Here is a 14134-nt window from a genome sequence, read left to right as displayed (position 1 = left end):
GCCGGCTCCCATGCATGGGAGCCGGCGGCCTTCAACGGTAGTAGACGCAGATGCGCCGCCCTTCGATCTCGTGCACCGCGATCGGCAACGCGTACAGCCCGCTCAGCACCTCGGTGCGCACCAGTTCCTCGGGCGTTCCCTGGCAGGCGACGCGGCCCTGCTTCAAGGCCACGATGCGGTCGGCGTAGCAGGACGCGAAGTTGATGTCGTGCAGCACCAGCACCACGGTCTTGCCCAGCTCGTCCGCCGCCCGGCGCAGCGTGCCCATCATGGCGACGGCGTGCTTCATGTCCAGGCTGTTCAGCGGCTCGTCCAGCAGCACGTAGCGCGTGTCCTGGCACAGCACCATCGCCACGAAGGCGCGCTGGCGCTGGCCGCCGGACATCTCGTCCAGGTAGCGGTCGGCCAGGGGCTCCAGCTCCAGGTAGTTGATGGCGCGGTCGACGTGTTCCTTGTCCTCCAGCGTGAGCCGGCCGCCGCTGTGCGGATAACGACCAAAGGCAACCAGGTCCCTGACCATCAAGCGTAGCGGCAGGTGATTGTCCTGCCGCAGGATGGCCAGGCGGCGCGCCAGCTCGCGGCTGTCGGCGCGGGCCACGTCCAGGCCTTCCACCAGGACACGGCCCTCGGACAGCGGCAGCAGGCGGCTGATCATGGACAGCAGCGTGGACTTGCCGGCGCCGTTCGGGCCGATGATGGCGGTCACGCCGCCGGCCGGCAGCGCCAGCGTCACGCCGTCGACCACCACGCTGTCGCCGTAGCGCTTGCTGACGTTCTGGATATCGATCACCGGCGCCCCCTGCGCAATATCAGGGCCAGGAACACGATCCCGCCCAGGAATTCAATCACCACGCTCACTGTGGTGTTCAAGCGCAACACGCGCTCCAGCAGCGTCTGCCCGCCCACCAGGAACACCACCGCCAGCAGCATCGCGGCCAGCAGGGTATGCCGATGCCGGTCCGATCCCATCAGCTGATAGGCCAGGTTGCTGACCAGCAGGCCGAAGAACGTGACCGGTCCCACCAGCGCGGTCGACACGGACACCAGCGCGGCGATGGCCGCCAGCGTCGTCAGCAGCGTGCGACGGTAATCCACGCCCAGGTTCACGGCGATGTCGCGGCCCAGCGCCAGCACGTCGTAGCGGCTGCGCATGCGCCACAGCAGCAGCGACACCGCGCCCATGACGGCCAGCGCCACCGGCAGCAATTCCAGGCGCACCGAATTGAAGTTGGCGAACATGCGGTCTTGCAGCACCAGGAACTCGTTCGGATCGATCAGCCGGATCACGAAGCTGGACAGGCTGCGGAACAGCAGTCCGAAGATGATGCCCACCAGCATCATCAGGTGCAGGCTGCGCACGGCGTCCGCGAACAGCCAGCGGAACAGCAGGCAGGCGAAGGCCGTCATGACGCCGACTTCCAGCAGGAACGCCGCCACCGGATGGTCCGTGGCCACGGCCGCTTGTCCGAAGACATACACCACCAGCGCCTGGATCAGCAGGTAGAGCGCGTCGAAGCCCATGATGGCGGGCGTCAGGATGCGGTTGTGCGTGATGGTCTGGAACAGCACCGAGGACACCGCCACCGCATAGGCCACGGCCAGCATGGCCAGCAGCTTGCCGCCACGGAACGGCAGGATGAAGGACCAGCCGCCCTGCGCGCCCAGCGTCATGAAGGCCGCGATGCAGGCGACGGCGGCGGCCGCCAGCAGCCACAGGCGCCGCGCCTGGGGCGAGGCGCGCCGCGCGGCGGCCGGTGGCGGGCGCGGCGCGGCGATGGCGGCGCGGGCCTCAGGCATGACGGTTCCTCCGTCCATGCAGCAGCCACAGGAACAGCGCGCTGCCGACCACGCCGACCACCGTGCCCAGGGGAATCTCATACGGATGGATCAGCAGACGCCCGACGATGTCGCAGGCCAGCACGAACACGCCGCCCAGGATCGCCACCCAGGGAATGGCGCGGCGCATGTTGTCGCCCAGCAGCAGGCTGACGGCGTTGGGCACGATCAGGCCCAGGAACGGGATGCTGCCGGCCGTCACCACCACGACGGCGGAAATCGCCGACACGATGAGCAGGCCCGCCAGCATCAGGCGCGCATGTTTCAGGCCCAGGTTGGCGGCGAACTCGCGGCCCATGCCGGCCACGGTGTATCGGTCCGCCGCCAGGTAGGCGGCGAGGGTCAGGCCCAGGCCGATCCACAGCAGTTCGTAGCGGCCGCGCAGCACGCCCGAGAAATCGCCCGTGGTCCAGGCGTGCAGCGATTGCAGCAGGTCATAACGGACCGCGACGAAGGTGGTGGCCGCGTGGATCACGCCGCCCAGGATCAGCCCGATCAGCGGCACGATGAAGGGCGTGCGCAGCGGCACGCGCCGCAGCAGCGCCAGGAACAGCAGCGTGCCGGCCAGGGCGAAGGCGGCGGCCGTGAGCATCTTGCCGATGACGGGCGTATCGGGCGCCACCAGCGTCACCACCAGGATGCCCAGCGTGGCCGATTCCACGGTGCCGGCCGTGCTCGGTTCCACATAGCGGTTGCGCACCAGCATCTGCATGATGAGCCCGGCCACCGCCAGCGACATGCCGGCCAGCAGCAGCGCCAGCGTGCGCGGCACCCGGCTGACCAGCAACAGGCGCCAGGCGCGCTCGGCCTCGGGGCCGCCGCGCAGCGCGTCGAACGACAGCTGCCCGGCGCCCAGGCTGACGCTGGCCGCGCACAGGACCAGCAGCAGGCCCAGCAAGGCCTCCAGCCCGGCCCAGCCGCCGGCGGGTTTCACCTGCATCCGCAAAGCGCCCTGCTCCCGGCCATGCCGCTACTTCGCCCCGGCCAGCGCGCGGGCGACCTCGTCCACGCTCTGCTGCATGGCATACAGGCCGGCGCTGCCCAGCAGGTACCAGTTGTAGTTGTTCAGGTAGACCACGCGGCCGTTCTTCCAGGCCTTGGTCGGGCGGATCAGCTCGTTGTCCAGCATGCTGCGGGCCGAGCTGCCTTCGCGGCCGATGGCGGCGTCGCGGTCGATCACGAACAGCCAGTCGGGATCGGTCTGGGCGATGAACTCATACGAGATCGCCTGGCCGTGGTTGGACACGCTCAGCCCGGCCGTGGCCGGTTTCACGCCAAAGGCATCGTGGATCACGCCGAAGCGCGAGCCCGGGCCATAGGCGCTCATCTTGCCGCCCGTCGTCAGCACGATCAGGCCGGTGCCTGCGGCGCCGGCCTTGCCGTGCAGCGCGGCGATCGAGGCGCGCAGGGCGTCGATCTTTTCCTTGGCCTGCGCCTGCTTGCCGTAGATCGCGGCCAGCAGCTCGGCGTTGCGGATCACGCTGCCCACCAGGTCCTTGGCGTCGACCGTCAGGTCCACGGTGGGCGCCAGCTTGGACAGCTCGTCGTACTTGGGCGCGGAACGGCCGGCCACGAAGATCACTTGCGGCGCGGCGGCGTGGATCACTTCATAGTTCGGCTCGAACATGCTGCCGACCTTCAGGTAGCGCTTGTCCGCGTACTGTTCCAGCTGCGGCGGCAGCTTGGCGGCGGCGGGCACGCCGGTGACGTCCACGCCCAGCGTGTGCAGCGTGTCCAGCACGGCCAGGTCCAGCACGACTGTCTTGGTCGGATTGGCCGGCACGGCGGTCTCGCCGCGCGCGTGCTTGACGGGGATGGACGCGGCGCCGGCGGCGGCGGCCATGCCCAGGGCCAGGGTCAGTCCGGCGGCGGCGCGCGCCAGCAGGCGGCGGGTAGATAGTTGGTTGGTATGCATCGATGGCTCCTGGTTCAGAACTTCACGCCCACGCCCAGCCAGTAACGGCGGCCGTCCTCGACATAGCCGTAGTCGTCATAGCCGACCTGCTTGTCGAACAGGTTGTAGATGCCGGCGTAGACCGACACGCGCTTGTTGACCGCGTAGGAACCGCCCAGGTCCACGAAGGTGTAGGACGGCGCCACCACCGACGACGAGGACGGGCCGGTGATCGGCTGGCTTTCCTTGCCGCGGAAGTTGATGCGGGTCCAGGCCTGCAGCGCGTCCGACGCCTGCCAGTTCACGGTTGTGGTGAACAGGTGCCTGGGCAGCTGGTTCAGCGGCTGGCCCTGGTACTGGCCGGTCTTCTGCTCGGACTTGGTGAAGGTGTAGCTGCTGGTCATGGACCAATCGTCCGCCAGCGGCAGCTTCATGCTTGCTTCCACGCCACGGGAATAGGCCTTGTCCACGTTCATGTAGGTCGTGGGATTGGCCCCGAACTGGTTCGGCCCGTCGGTGCATTGCGACGCCGAGCAAGCCACGCGCGTGATCTTGTCCTTGAAGTCGTTATTGAAGATGGTCAGGCCGGCGTTGAAGCCCGCGCCGTCGTCGTACAGGATGCCCAGTTCCTCGGTCACCGATTTCTCGGGCGTCAGGTTGGGGTTGCCGTACATGTTGCCGCCTCGGCTGACCTGACCCCAGCCCGCCACGGTCTGGCGCAGGTCGGGCGAACGGAAGCCGGTGGACACGCCGCCCTTCAGGGTCCAGCGCTCGGCCATGTGCCACACGCCGTACAGCCGGGGGCTGAAGTGGGTGCCGAAGTTCTCGTCCTTGTCCATGCGCAGCCCGCCGGTGACGGCGAAGCTCTCGGTCAGGCGCCACTCGTCCTCGGCGAACAGCGCCCACTGGTAGCGCTCGACCTTGTTGGGGCCATTGGCCAGCTGGTTGCCGGTCTGGTCCTTCAGGCGCTGGTTCAGGTAGCTGCCTCCCAGCGTCAGCGTGTGCGAACCCAGCGGCAGGGTCCAGCTGGTCTGCAGGTCCAGGTTCTTGATCTTCATCTGCCGCGAGCGGTTGTCGAACTCTTCCTGCTGCACGTAGCTGTCCGACACGCCCCAGCCCCAGCGGCCGGTGTGCGACAGCGCCCACTTGTTGCTGCGGTAGTCGGTCTCGGACGAGGCCGGGCAGCCCGTGCGCGGGCAGCGCTCGCCCGGCGCCAGCGGCGCGACGGTCTTGCCCAGTGTGTTCTGGATCTTCTGGCGGGCCGTGGTGGCCTCCAGCACGATGTCGTGGTCGCGGTTGGGCGTGAGCGCCAGCTTGGCCGTCACGCTGTTGGTGTTGCGCTTGCGGAAGCCGTCGTGGATGTTGTCTTCGTCGCGCTGCGTGGCGCGGCCGTATATCTGCAGGCCCAGCAGGTCGTTCTTGATCGGCCCGGCCAGGTAGAAATTGCCCTGGTAGATGTCGCCCGACTTGCTGCTTTCCTGGATGGTCGAGTCCATGCGGATCTCGCCGCCCCATTCACTGGGCACCTTGCGCGTGATGATGTTGATCACGCCGCCCATCGCGTCCGAGCCGTACAGCGAGGACATCGGGCCGCGCACCACCTCGATGCGCTCGATGGCCGACAGCGGCGGCGTCCAGCCGCCCTCCACGCCCGAGGAATCGGAGTTGGTGCGGGTCTCGCGGGAGTTCTGGCGCTTGCCGTCGATCAGGATCAGCGTGTACTTGGCGCCCATGCCGCGCAGGCTGATGTCCTGGCGGTCGGCGCCGCCGGTGACCACCACGCCGGGCACTTCCACCAGCGCGTCGGTCACGTCGCGGTAGAACTTCTTTTCCAGGTCCTGCCGCGTGATCACGCTGATCGAGGCCGGCGCGTCCTGGATCTGCTGCTCGAAGCCGCTGGCGGTGACCACCACCGTATCCATCACCTTGGCGCGGTCCTGGCCATCGGCCCAGGCCGAGGCCGAGGCCGAAACGCCCGCTCCGGCCGCGCACAGCGCGACCGCCAGGCGGGTACGCAAATGCGTGGACGTGCCAATGACGCGGCGCGACGCCGCGAGTTGCTTGCTGCTCATGTTCCTGATGCTCCCGTCCCAGGTGGGCCGCCACGCCCCCGCGTGCCGGCTGCCCCTGCTTCTTACGATTCATAATGAAAACTATTCTCATATTAAAATGGGAGGGATCCGATGGCGGCAACCCGCTTTCTGCAACTTTTATGTTCTTTGCACTTCTTGACGCTGCGGCATGTGGCCATGGGCCACACTGCCGGGTGCGAGAAGCACAACGCTCATGGCTACTTTCCTTACCCCGACGGCGCGCCGCATCCTGCTGATCGACGACGACGCCGAACTCGCGCAGATGCTGCGCGAATATCTCGAACCGGCCCATTTCCAGCTCGAGCTCGCCCATACTTGCGAACAAGGCCTGCTACTGGCCAGCCAGCAGGATTTCGACCTGCTGCTGCTGGACCTGATGCTGCCCGACGGCAACGGACTGGACCTGCTCAAGCAATACCGGCAGCGCTCGCGCCGGCCCGTCATCATGTTCACCGCGCACGGCGGCGAGACGGACCGCGTGCTGGGCCTGGAATTCGGCGCCGACGACTACCTGACCAAGCCCTTCAGCCCGCGCGAGCTGAAGGCGCGCATCACCGCCGTGCTGCGCCGCTTCGATGAAGTCCCCGAAGCCGCCCCGCCCGGCCTGTCGGTCGGCGCGCTGCGCCTGGACCCGGCTTCCGGCCGCGCCCGACTGGGCGCCGACGAGGTGCTGCTGACCGGCGCCGAGCAGCGCATCCTGGAAATCCTGATGCGCACGGCCGGCCAGGTGGTCGCGCGCGACCAGATCGGCATGTACGCGCTGGGCCGCGTGCCCGACCGCTACGATCGCAGCATCGACACCCACATCAGCAGCCTGCGCCGCAAGCTGCGCCTGGACAGCGATGGCGCGCCCGCCATCCGCAACCTGCGCGGGCTGGGCTACGTGCTCGCGGCTGCCTGACGATGCCATTGCTGCCCGTGCGCTCGCTGTTCTGGCGGGCCTTCCTGACCTTCTGGAGCGCGATGGCGCTGATCCTGGTCTGCGGCATGCTGTTCACGGCGGCGGTGGCCTGGTATCGCGTGGATTCCCTGGATGGCCTGAATCCGGCCAGCCTGGCCTATGACGCGGCGCAGATCGCGCGCACCGACGGCGCTGATGGACTGGAGCGCTGGATCAGCGCCATGGACGCGCGCTATACCGCGCTGAAGATCTACGTGGTCGACGGCAACGACCATGACCTGCTGGGACGCAGCCTGCCCACCCGCCTGCTCGATTGGCTCAAGGACTATCGCGCCGCGCCGCGCGACCCATTCCTGGCCTCCGCCATCCCCGCACCAAGCGTGCGCGTGTCCTGGTGGGATCCGCAGCTGTTGGCGCTGCCCGACGGCAGTGAGCTGCTGATGCTGTTCCTGCCCTTCGATTCCTCCCACTGGGAATTGCTCGGCCTGGCGCCCGTCGCGCTCGCCATCCTGCTGTTCGCCCTGGCCGTCACCGCGCCGCTGTGCTGGGCCTTGACGCGCAACGTCACCGCGCCGCTGGGCGCCCTGCGGCTGGCCACGCAGGCCCTGTCGGCCGGCCAGCTGGACGCGCGCACACCCGCCCGGCTGGCACGGCGCAAGGATGAGCTGGGCCTGCTGGCACAGGACTTCGACGCCATGGCCGGCCGCCTGCAGGCGCTGGTCGGCACGCGCGAACAGCTGCTGCGCACCATCGCTCACGAGCTGCGCTCGCCGCTGGCGCGGCTGCAGCTGGCCGTGAAACTGGCGCGGCGCAAGGACGAACGGCTGGACCTGCAGCTGGACCGCATCGAACGCGAGGGCGAACGGCTGGACGCGCTGGTGGGCAACACGCTGGCGCTGGCGAAGATGGGCGCCCTGCCCGAACCGGCCGGCATGCTCGATCTGGCCGAGGTGGTGGACGCCGTGGTCGAGGACGCGCGCTTCGAGGCGGGCGACCGTAACGTCGGCATTGCCTGGGAGCGGCCCGCGCCGCTGCGCATCAAGGGCGACCGAGAGAGCCTGGCCAGCGCGATCGAGAACGTGCTGCGCAACGCACTGCGTTACGCGCCAACAGGCAGCAGCATCCGCCTGCGCCTGCTGGCCGGCGTGCACGAAGTGCAATTGGATATCGAGGACCGCGGCCCCGGCGTGCCGGAGCAGGAACTGGGCTATCTGTTCGAGCCCTTCTACCGCAGCGCCTCGGGCGCGGCCATGGCGGGCAGCGGCGCCGGCCTGGGCCTGAGCATCGCGCGGGCGGCCGTGGCCGCCCACAAAGGCCGGATCTCGGCCAGCAATGTGATGCCGCAGGGGTTGAGCGTGCGCATCGAGCTGCCGCTGGCCGCGACTTGAAACGTCCCGCCGGCCAGACCGAGGGTCCGGCCGGCGGCCCGGCGCGCGCCGGACCCTGCCTGCGCTCCGGTCAGAACGTGATGTTCGCCGACACCCACAGGCGCCGGCCTTCCAGCACCTGGCGGTACGAGTTGGACCAGTTGGTGGCGGCGGTGGGCGCGCTGGTACCGGTCTTGGTCGGCCCGTAGTTCTCGAAGTTCTTGTCGAACAGGTTGTAGACCGAGGCCGACAGGGTCACGTTCTTGCTGACCGCGTACGAGCCGCCGAGGCTGGCCAGCCAGTACGGGCTGTAGAACACCTGCTCCTTTTCCCAGTTCATATCGTTGAACTGCTTGGCGCGGTATTCGCCGCGCACCCAGGTGCTGAACTTGTCGTTGACCTGCCACTTCAAGCCCAGGTTCAGCGCATGGCGCGGCTGCGATCCCAGCGGCTGGCCCTGCTTGGCGCCGGACGTGACCTCGCTGGCGGTCAGCGTGTAGTTGGCGTTGAATGACCAGCCCTCGAACAACGGCACGCGGCCGCCCAGCTCGAAGCCCTTGATGGTCGCCGAATCCACGTTCACGCGCTGCGAGAAATTGTCCACCGGCACGCCGTTGCGCTCCCACACGCCCAGGTCCATGCACCCCGGAACGGGGCCGCTGCTGGCGCGGCAATTGGCCACGTTCTGGCTGTCGAGCTTGTCCTTGAAGCGGGTGTGGAACGCCGTCAGGTTGCCGGTCAGACCGGCGCCGTCGTCGTAGACCACGCCCAGTTCCGACGAGGTGCTGGTTTCCGGACGCAGCTGCGAGTTGCCCAGCAGCGGCCGGGTGCCCTGCGCGCCCAGGCCGATGATGCCGTCGGTCATCAGGTTGATGTCCGGCGTCTTGTAGCCCTTGCTCACGCCGCCCTTGAAGGTCCACGCCGGCGTGGCGTTCCAGACCAGGTAGCCGCGCGGACTCCACTTGCCGCCGAACTGCTCGTTGCGGTCGTAGCGCGCGCCCAGGGTCAGCGCCAGGTCGTCCACGATACGCCACTCGTTCTCGGCGAACAGCGCCCACTGGTACTGGCTCAGGTTCAGCGGCGCCGAAACCAGCGTGTCCTTGAACTTCTGTTCGCGCCACTGACCGCCCATGGTGAGGCTGTGGCGCTCGTTGAACAGCGGCATGGTCCACTTGGTGTCGAAGACCCAGTTGTCGTATTCCAGGTCGCGCTTGGCGCCGTCGGTCGGCTGGCGCGGCGCGTTCATGGGATTGGTGCGGCCGATCGTCTCGGTGGTGTCGTACACCAGGCTGGTGTCGGAGCTGACCGAGCCGCCGTAGCGGCCCAGGTGCGTCAGCGCATAGCGCTGGCGGTTGAAGCGCATTTCGGGCTCGTAGCCGCCGCCCTGCCGGTTCCTGGCCACGCTGCTGTTGAGCGTGCCCAGTTCGCCATTGGCGTTGTCGAAGACCTGCCAGTTGCTGTCGATGTCGAACAGGATGTCGTGGTTGCGGTTGGGCGTGAGCGCCAGGCGCAGGCCCAGGTTGCGTTGCAGGCTGTCGCCCAGTCCGCTGAAGCCGGCGATGTCGCCGGTGTACTTGCCGCTGTTGTATTCCGCCTGGTTGACCGGATAGCTGCCGTTGGCGCTCAGGCGCCGGTACAGGCCGCCGCGCACGGTCAGGCCCAGCTTGTCGGTGGCGATGGGGCCGCTCAGGTAGAAGGCGGAGCCATAGTTGTTGCCAAAGCGGTTATCGCCCTGCGCGGTGCCGTCCAGCGTGATCTGGCCGATCCATTCCTGGCTGACCTTGCGGGTGATGATGTTGATGACGCCGCCCATGGCGTCCGAGCCATAGAGCGTGGACATCGGGCCGCGCACGACCTCGATGCGCTCGATTGCCGCCATCGGCGGGATGAAGTTGGTGTCAACGTCGCCAAAGCCGTTGGGGCGCGCGCCGGAACTGTTCTGGTTCAGCCGCTTGCCGTCGACCAGCACCAGCGTGTAATCGCTGGGCAGCCCGCGGATGCTGATGTTCATGCCGCCTGCCTTGCCGCCGCGCTCGACCGTCACGCCCTCGACATCGGCCACCGCATCGGCCAGGTTGTGAAAGGGCTTGGTTTCGAGTTCCTCGCGCGTGATGACCGAGATGGACGCGGGCGCTTCCTTGATCTGCTGCTCGAAGCCCGACGCCGTGACCACGACGGAATCGAGCTGGTGGGTCACGCCGTCCTGCGCGCCCTGGGCGTGGACGGCGCCCGATGCGGCGAGGGCCAACGCCAGGGGGAACTGGCGTAGCGCAAAGACGGGGGTGGCACGGGCTCGCCTGGAGCCGTTGGAACGGATATGCGTGGACATGGGAATAACCAGGAAAACCGCTCCCGCAGGAACGGCGCGCAGGGCGCTGGGCTTGGGTTCATATAGCGAACGCCAATGGTATTTATTCCCATTAATTCATTCAATTATTTGTCAGGTTTTATTCAGATAAATGACAGATTTCAGAAAAATCTGATAAAAACGACGTATTTACACGACAATTTTCACGATCTTGCCCTAACAAATCGGGACAAAAGATCTCAGGCGGGCGTCAGTCCCACGGCCCCGGCCAGCCTGGGCAGTACCCGCAAGGCATTGGCCGTCGTCGCCCCCGCCACCTGCTCCGGCGTCAGCCCGCGCAGTTGCGCCAGGGTGCCCGCGATGCGCGCCAGCTCGCCCGGCCGGTTGCGCCGGTCGGGCGGATGCAGCCAGGCAGGCGGAATGTCCGGCGCGTCGGTTTCCAGCACCAGATGCTCCAGCGCCATGTCTGTGGCGTGGCGGCGGATCTGCAATGCCCGCTCGTAGGTCATGACCCCGCCCATGCCCAACGCGAAGCCCAGGTCGACGAAGGCCTGCGCCTGTTGCGCGCTGCCGTTGAAGGCATGGGCGATGCCGCCGATGCGGCCATGGCGGCGCAGGTGCTTGAGCAGGATGTCCTGCGACTTGCGCACGTGCAGCAGCACCGGCAGGCCGAATTCGGCGGCCAGCGCCAGCTGGGCCGCGTAGAAATGTTCCTGGCGCTCGCGCGGCGCGCCGGAGGCGATCTCCGGCACGAAGAAATCCAGCCCGATCTCGCCGATGGCGACGAAGCGCGGATCGTCGATGGCGTCCTGGACAGCCTCGCGCAAAGCCTGAAGATCACCTTCATCCGCGCGTTCGACGTACAGCGGATGGATGCCCAGCGCATAGGCGCCGCCGGCGGTGCGCCGGGCCAGGTCGCGCACCACGCCAAAGTTGGCGCGTTCGACGGCGGGGATCACGATGGCGCCGACGCCGGCCGCCAGCGCGTGCGCGGCCACCTCGGGCCGGTCGGCGTCGAATTCGGCGGCGTCAAGATGGCAATGGGTGTCGATCAGCATGCGCGGGCTCCTGGTGGGCATTATGCGCCCGCGCCTGCCCGGAAGGCGCGCCGGCAAGTCCATCGGACGCGCAAGCGGCGTCCGCCCGGACTCACGGCGCGAAAACGATCAGCCCGAAACCAGGCGGCCGTTTTCCATCAGCAGCTGGCGGTCGGCGCGCGCCGCCAGCTCCGGATCGTGCGTGACGATGGCGAAGGCCGTGCCGGATTCCCGGTTCACGCGCGACAGCAGCTCGAACATATTGTGCGCGGTATGGCGGTCGAGGTTGCCGGTGGGCTCGTCGGCCAGCACGCAGGCCGGCCGCGTCACCAGCGCGCGCGCCAGCGCCACGCGCTGGCGCTCGCCGCCGGAAAGCTGGCCGGGATAATGCTCTTCGCGCGCGGCCAGGCCGACCATGCCCAGCACCTCGCGCGCGGCGGCGCGGGCCTGTTCGCGGTCCTGGCGCCGCACGATCAGCGGCATGGCGACATTGTCCAGCGCCGAGAATTCCGGCAGCAGATGGTGGAACTGATAGACGAAGCCCAGGCTCTGGTTGCGCAGCGCGCTCTTGCGCGCCTCGGACAGGCCGACGGCCAGCTTGCCGTCCACCGAGACCGAGCCGCTGGACGGCACGTCCAACAGGCCCAGGATGTGCAGCAGCGTGCTCTTGCCCGAGCCCGAGGCGCCGACGATGGCGACCATCTCGCCGCGCGCCACGGTCAGGCTGACGTTGTTCAGCACGTCGATGCGCGTCGGCCCTTCGTCGTAGAACTTGACCAGCTGATCGGCCTGCAGCGCGGGGGTGGCGGAATCAATCATGGCGCAGCACCTGTGCGGGTTGCAGGCGCGCGGCGCGCCAGCTGGGATACAGCGTCGCCAGCAGCGACAGCACCAGCGAGGTCAGGCCGATGGTGACGATATCGCTGACCTGCGGGTCGGACGGCAAGGCGCTGATGAAATACACCTCGCGCGGCAGGAACTGCACGCCCAGCAGGCGTTCGATGAAAGGCACGATCACGTCCACGTTGTAGGCGATGACGATGCCGCCGGCCACGCCCAGCAGCGTGCCGATGACGCCGATCAGCGCCCCCTGCACCAGGAAGATGCGCGCCACTTCGCCTGGCCCGGCGCCCAGCGTGCGCAGGATGGCGATGTCGGACTGCTTGTCCTTGACGGCCATCACCAGCGAGGAAAGCAGGTTGAACGCGGCCACCGCCACGATCAGCGCCAGGATCAGGAACATCATGCGCTTTTCGGTCTTGACCGCAGCGAACCAGGTGCGGTTGTTGCGCGACCAGTCGCTGGCCATCATGTAGGGCGGCAGTACCTGGGCCAGCTCGGCGGCCACCTCGGGCGCCTTCTGCATGTCGGCCACGCGCAGCCGCACGCCGGCCGTGCCGCTGTCGCGGAACACGCGGGCGGCGTCCTCGTCGTCGACGAAGGCCAGCGAGGAATCGTATTCGTAGTGACCGGAAGAGAACACGCCCACCACGGTGAACTGGCGCATGCGCGGGGCGAAGCCGGCCGGGCTGATCGAGCCTTGCGGCGCCATCATCATCAACGTGTCGCCGACCTTCACGCCCATGCCGTCGGCCAGCTCGTTGCCCAGCACCACGCCGAAGCCGCCCGGTTTCAGGTCGGACAGCTTGCCCGTGACCATCTGCCTGGGCAGGTCGGACACGCCGCCCTCGGTCGCGGGATCGATGCCGCGCACCTGCACGCCGCGCAGCGCCTGCCCGCGCACCAGCATGCCCTGCGCCGCCACGAAGGGCGCGCCGGCCTTGACGGCGGGATTCTTCTTGGCGGCGTCGGCGTACTGCCGCCACTGGTCCAGCACGCGCTCGGGCGCGGCGCCGGGTATGTAGAGCTCGATGTGCGGCAGCACCGACAGCATGCGGTCGCGCACTTCCTTCTGGAAGCCGTTCATGACCGACAGCACCACGATCAGGGCGGCGACGCCCAGCGCGATGCCCGCCATCGAACTCGCGGCGACAAAGGAGATGAAGCGATCGCGGCGACCGCGTCGCTGGCGGATCCGGGCCAGCCCGGCATAGCGGGCGCCGATCCAGAATTCGTAGGGTATTTTCAGCACGAGCGCATTATTGCATTAACGGCCAGGAAATCGGGGCCGCGGATGTGCGGTTCCAAGACCAGGCGTATCCACCTATGGCAGGCGCCGTCGGGCCTTAGTTCCCGTCATCGCCAGACTACAATCCCGCCCATGCTGATCGTGATACCGGGCGCCCTGCCCGCCCTCCCCGTGGCCGCCGAGCTGGCCAAGCTGCTGCCCGAGCGCGCCCCCGCGTTGCACGTCTGGCTGCAGGCCGGCGCCGCGCGCGCCGAACCCTACGACCTGCGCGCGCACGGCTGTACCGCCTTCGAAGCCTGGCAACTGCGCCGCGCCGGCCACCAGCCCGAGACCGGCCTGCCCCTGGGCGCCGGCCTGGGCCCCTTGCTGACGCAGGACCAGCCCCAGGACGGCGAGCCGGTCTGGCTGGCCGAACTGGCGCACCTGGCGCTGGGCGCGGACCAGGCCATGCTGGCCGATCCGGACCAGATGGACCTGCGCGCCGAGGAAAGCGCTGCGCTGTACGACACCGTCCGGCCGCTGTTCGACGGCACCGGCTTCGCGGCCGAGCCGCTGGACGCGCGGCGCTGGCGCCTGCGCCTGCCCGAAGGACTGCGGCCGGCCACCGCC

At 68.3% G+C, this 14134-nt stretch carries 11 protein-coding genes and 1 pseudogene; 3 read left to right on the top strand and 9 right to left on the bottom strand.

Features of this window, described 5'->3' with window-relative positions; translation table 11 throughout:
- Window positions 1-31 precede the first annotated feature (31 nt).
- From AC6LJ9_RS28285 to AC6LJ9_RS28265, 5 genes are read right to left on the bottom strand one after another with little or no spacing between them, the layout of a single operon-like run.
- A complete protein-coding gene (locus AC6LJ9_RS28285) occupies window positions 32-790 on the bottom strand; it encodes an iron ABC transporter ATP-binding protein (protein ID WP_498150132.1) in 759 nt (252 codons plus the stop codon).
- Window positions 787-1797, bottom strand: a complete 1011-nt coding sequence (locus AC6LJ9_RS28280; RefSeq protein ID WP_498150131.1) for an iron chelate uptake ABC transporter family permease subunit — start codon at window positions 1795-1797, stop codon at window positions 787-789. Before AC6LJ9_RS28280 ends, AC6LJ9_RS28285 begins: the two co-directional genes overlap by 4 nt.
- Window positions 1790-2776: an ABC transporter permease gene (locus AC6LJ9_RS28275; RefSeq protein ID WP_498150130.1), complete on the bottom strand. Its 987-nt coding sequence runs from the start codon at window positions 2774-2776 to the stop codon at window positions 1790-1792. Before AC6LJ9_RS28275 ends, AC6LJ9_RS28280 begins: the two co-directional genes overlap by 8 nt.
- 30 nt (window positions 2777-2806) lie before the next feature.
- Window positions 2807-3751: a siderophore ABC transporter substrate-binding protein gene (locus tag AC6LJ9_RS28270; protein WP_498150129.1), complete on the bottom strand. Its 945-nt coding sequence runs from the start codon at window positions 3749-3751 to the stop codon at window positions 2807-2809.
- Between the two features lie 14 nt (window positions 3752-3765).
- Window positions 3766-5802 carry a ligand-gated channel protein gene (locus AC6LJ9_RS28265; RefSeq protein ID WP_498150128.1) on the bottom strand — a complete coding sequence of 679 codons (2037 nt, stop codon included), beginning with the start codon at window positions 5800-5802 and terminating at the stop codon, window positions 3766-3768.
- Window positions 5803-6016: 214 nt separating this feature from the next.
- On the opposite strand from AC6LJ9_RS28265, the gene AC6LJ9_RS28260 reads away from it, so the two are divergent.
- Both AC6LJ9_RS28260 and AC6LJ9_RS28255 read left to right on the top strand, forming a co-directional pair.
- Window positions 6017-6724, top strand: a complete 708-nt coding sequence (locus AC6LJ9_RS28260; protein ID WP_498150127.1) for a response regulator — start codon at window positions 6017-6019, stop codon at window positions 6722-6724.
- A gap of 2 nt (window positions 6725-6726) precedes the next feature.
- The gene (locus AC6LJ9_RS28255; RefSeq protein WP_498150126.1) at window positions 6727-8112 is read left to right on the top strand and encodes a sensor histidine kinase; all 1386 of its coding nucleotides are present in this window, start codon (window positions 6727-6729) and stop codon (window positions 8110-8112) included.
- 70 nt (window positions 8113-8182) lie between these two features.
- Here the strand turns inward: AC6LJ9_RS28255 and AC6LJ9_RS28250 are convergent, their stop codons facing one another.
- From AC6LJ9_RS28250 to AC6LJ9_RS28235, 4 genes are all read right to left on the bottom strand, one after another.
- Window positions 8183-10420 carry a TonB-dependent receptor domain-containing protein gene (locus AC6LJ9_RS28250; RefSeq protein WP_498150125.1) on the bottom strand — a complete coding sequence of 746 codons (2238 nt, stop codon included), beginning with the start codon at window positions 10418-10420 and terminating at the stop codon, window positions 8183-8185.
- Between the two features lie 218 nt (window positions 10421-10638).
- Window positions 10639-11457, bottom strand: coding sequence for a TatD family hydrolase (locus AC6LJ9_RS28245; protein ID WP_498150124.1), 819 nt, complete (start codon window positions 11455-11457; stop codon window positions 10639-10641).
- Between the two features lie 108 nt (window positions 11458-11565).
- A complete protein-coding gene (gene lolD, locus AC6LJ9_RS28240) occupies window positions 11566-12255 on the bottom strand; it encodes a lipoprotein-releasing ABC transporter ATP-binding protein LolD (protein WP_498150123.1) in 690 nt (229 codons plus the stop codon).
- Entirely contained in the window at window positions 12248-13480 is a 1233-nt protein-coding gene (locus AC6LJ9_RS28235; RefSeq protein WP_498150133.1) for a lipoprotein-releasing ABC transporter permease subunit, read from the bottom strand. Before AC6LJ9_RS28235 ends, lolD begins: the two co-directional genes overlap by 8 nt.
- Window positions 13481-13657: 177 nt before the next feature.
- On the opposite strand from AC6LJ9_RS28235, the pseudogene AC6LJ9_RS28230 reads away from it, so the two are divergent.
- Window positions 13658-14134: pseudogene (locus AC6LJ9_RS28230) on the top strand (hypothetical protein); the annotation flags it as partial.

It is taken from the genome of Achromobacter sp. 1011811831 (assembly GCF_059760905.1).
Note: the sequence above shows the minus strand (reverse complement) of the source record. Positions and strands in the feature narration are given on the sequence as shown.

Excerpts from the sequence above, each read along its gene's own strand:
- AC6LJ9_RS28280 (WP_498150131.1), bottom strand. The coding sequence starts at position 1,797 with ATGCCTGAGGCCCGCGCCGCCATCGCCGCGCCGCGCCCGCCACCGGCC.
- AC6LJ9_RS28275 (WP_498150130.1), bottom strand. The coding sequence starts at position 2,776 with ATGCAGGTGAAACCCGCCGGCGGCTGGGCCGGGCTGGAGGCCTTGCTG.
- AC6LJ9_RS28270 (WP_498150129.1), bottom strand. The coding sequence starts at position 3,751 with ATGCATACCAACCAACTATCTACCCGCCGCCTGCTGGCGCGCGCCGCC.
- AC6LJ9_RS28265 (WP_498150128.1), bottom strand. The coding sequence starts at position 5,802 with ATGAGCAGCAAGCAACTCGCGGCGTCGCGCCGCGTCATTGGCACGTCC.
- AC6LJ9_RS28260 (WP_498150127.1), top strand. The coding sequence starts at position 6,017 with ATGGCTACTTTCCTTACCCCGACGGCGCGCCGCATCCTGCTGATCGAC.
- AC6LJ9_RS28255 (WP_498150126.1), top strand. The coding sequence starts at position 6,727 with ATGCCATTGCTGCCCGTGCGCTCGCTGTTCTGGCGGGCCTTCCTGACC.
- AC6LJ9_RS28250 (WP_498150125.1), bottom strand. The coding sequence starts at position 10,420 with ATGTCCACGCATATCCGTTCCAACGGCTCCAGGCGAGCCCGTGCCACC.
- AC6LJ9_RS28245 (WP_498150124.1), bottom strand. The coding sequence starts at position 11,457 with ATGCTGATCGACACCCATTGCCATCTTGACGCCGCCGAATTCGACGCC.
- lolD (WP_498150123.1), bottom strand. The coding sequence starts at position 12,255 with ATGATTGATTCCGCCACCCCCGCGCTGCAGGCCGATCAGCTGGTCAAG.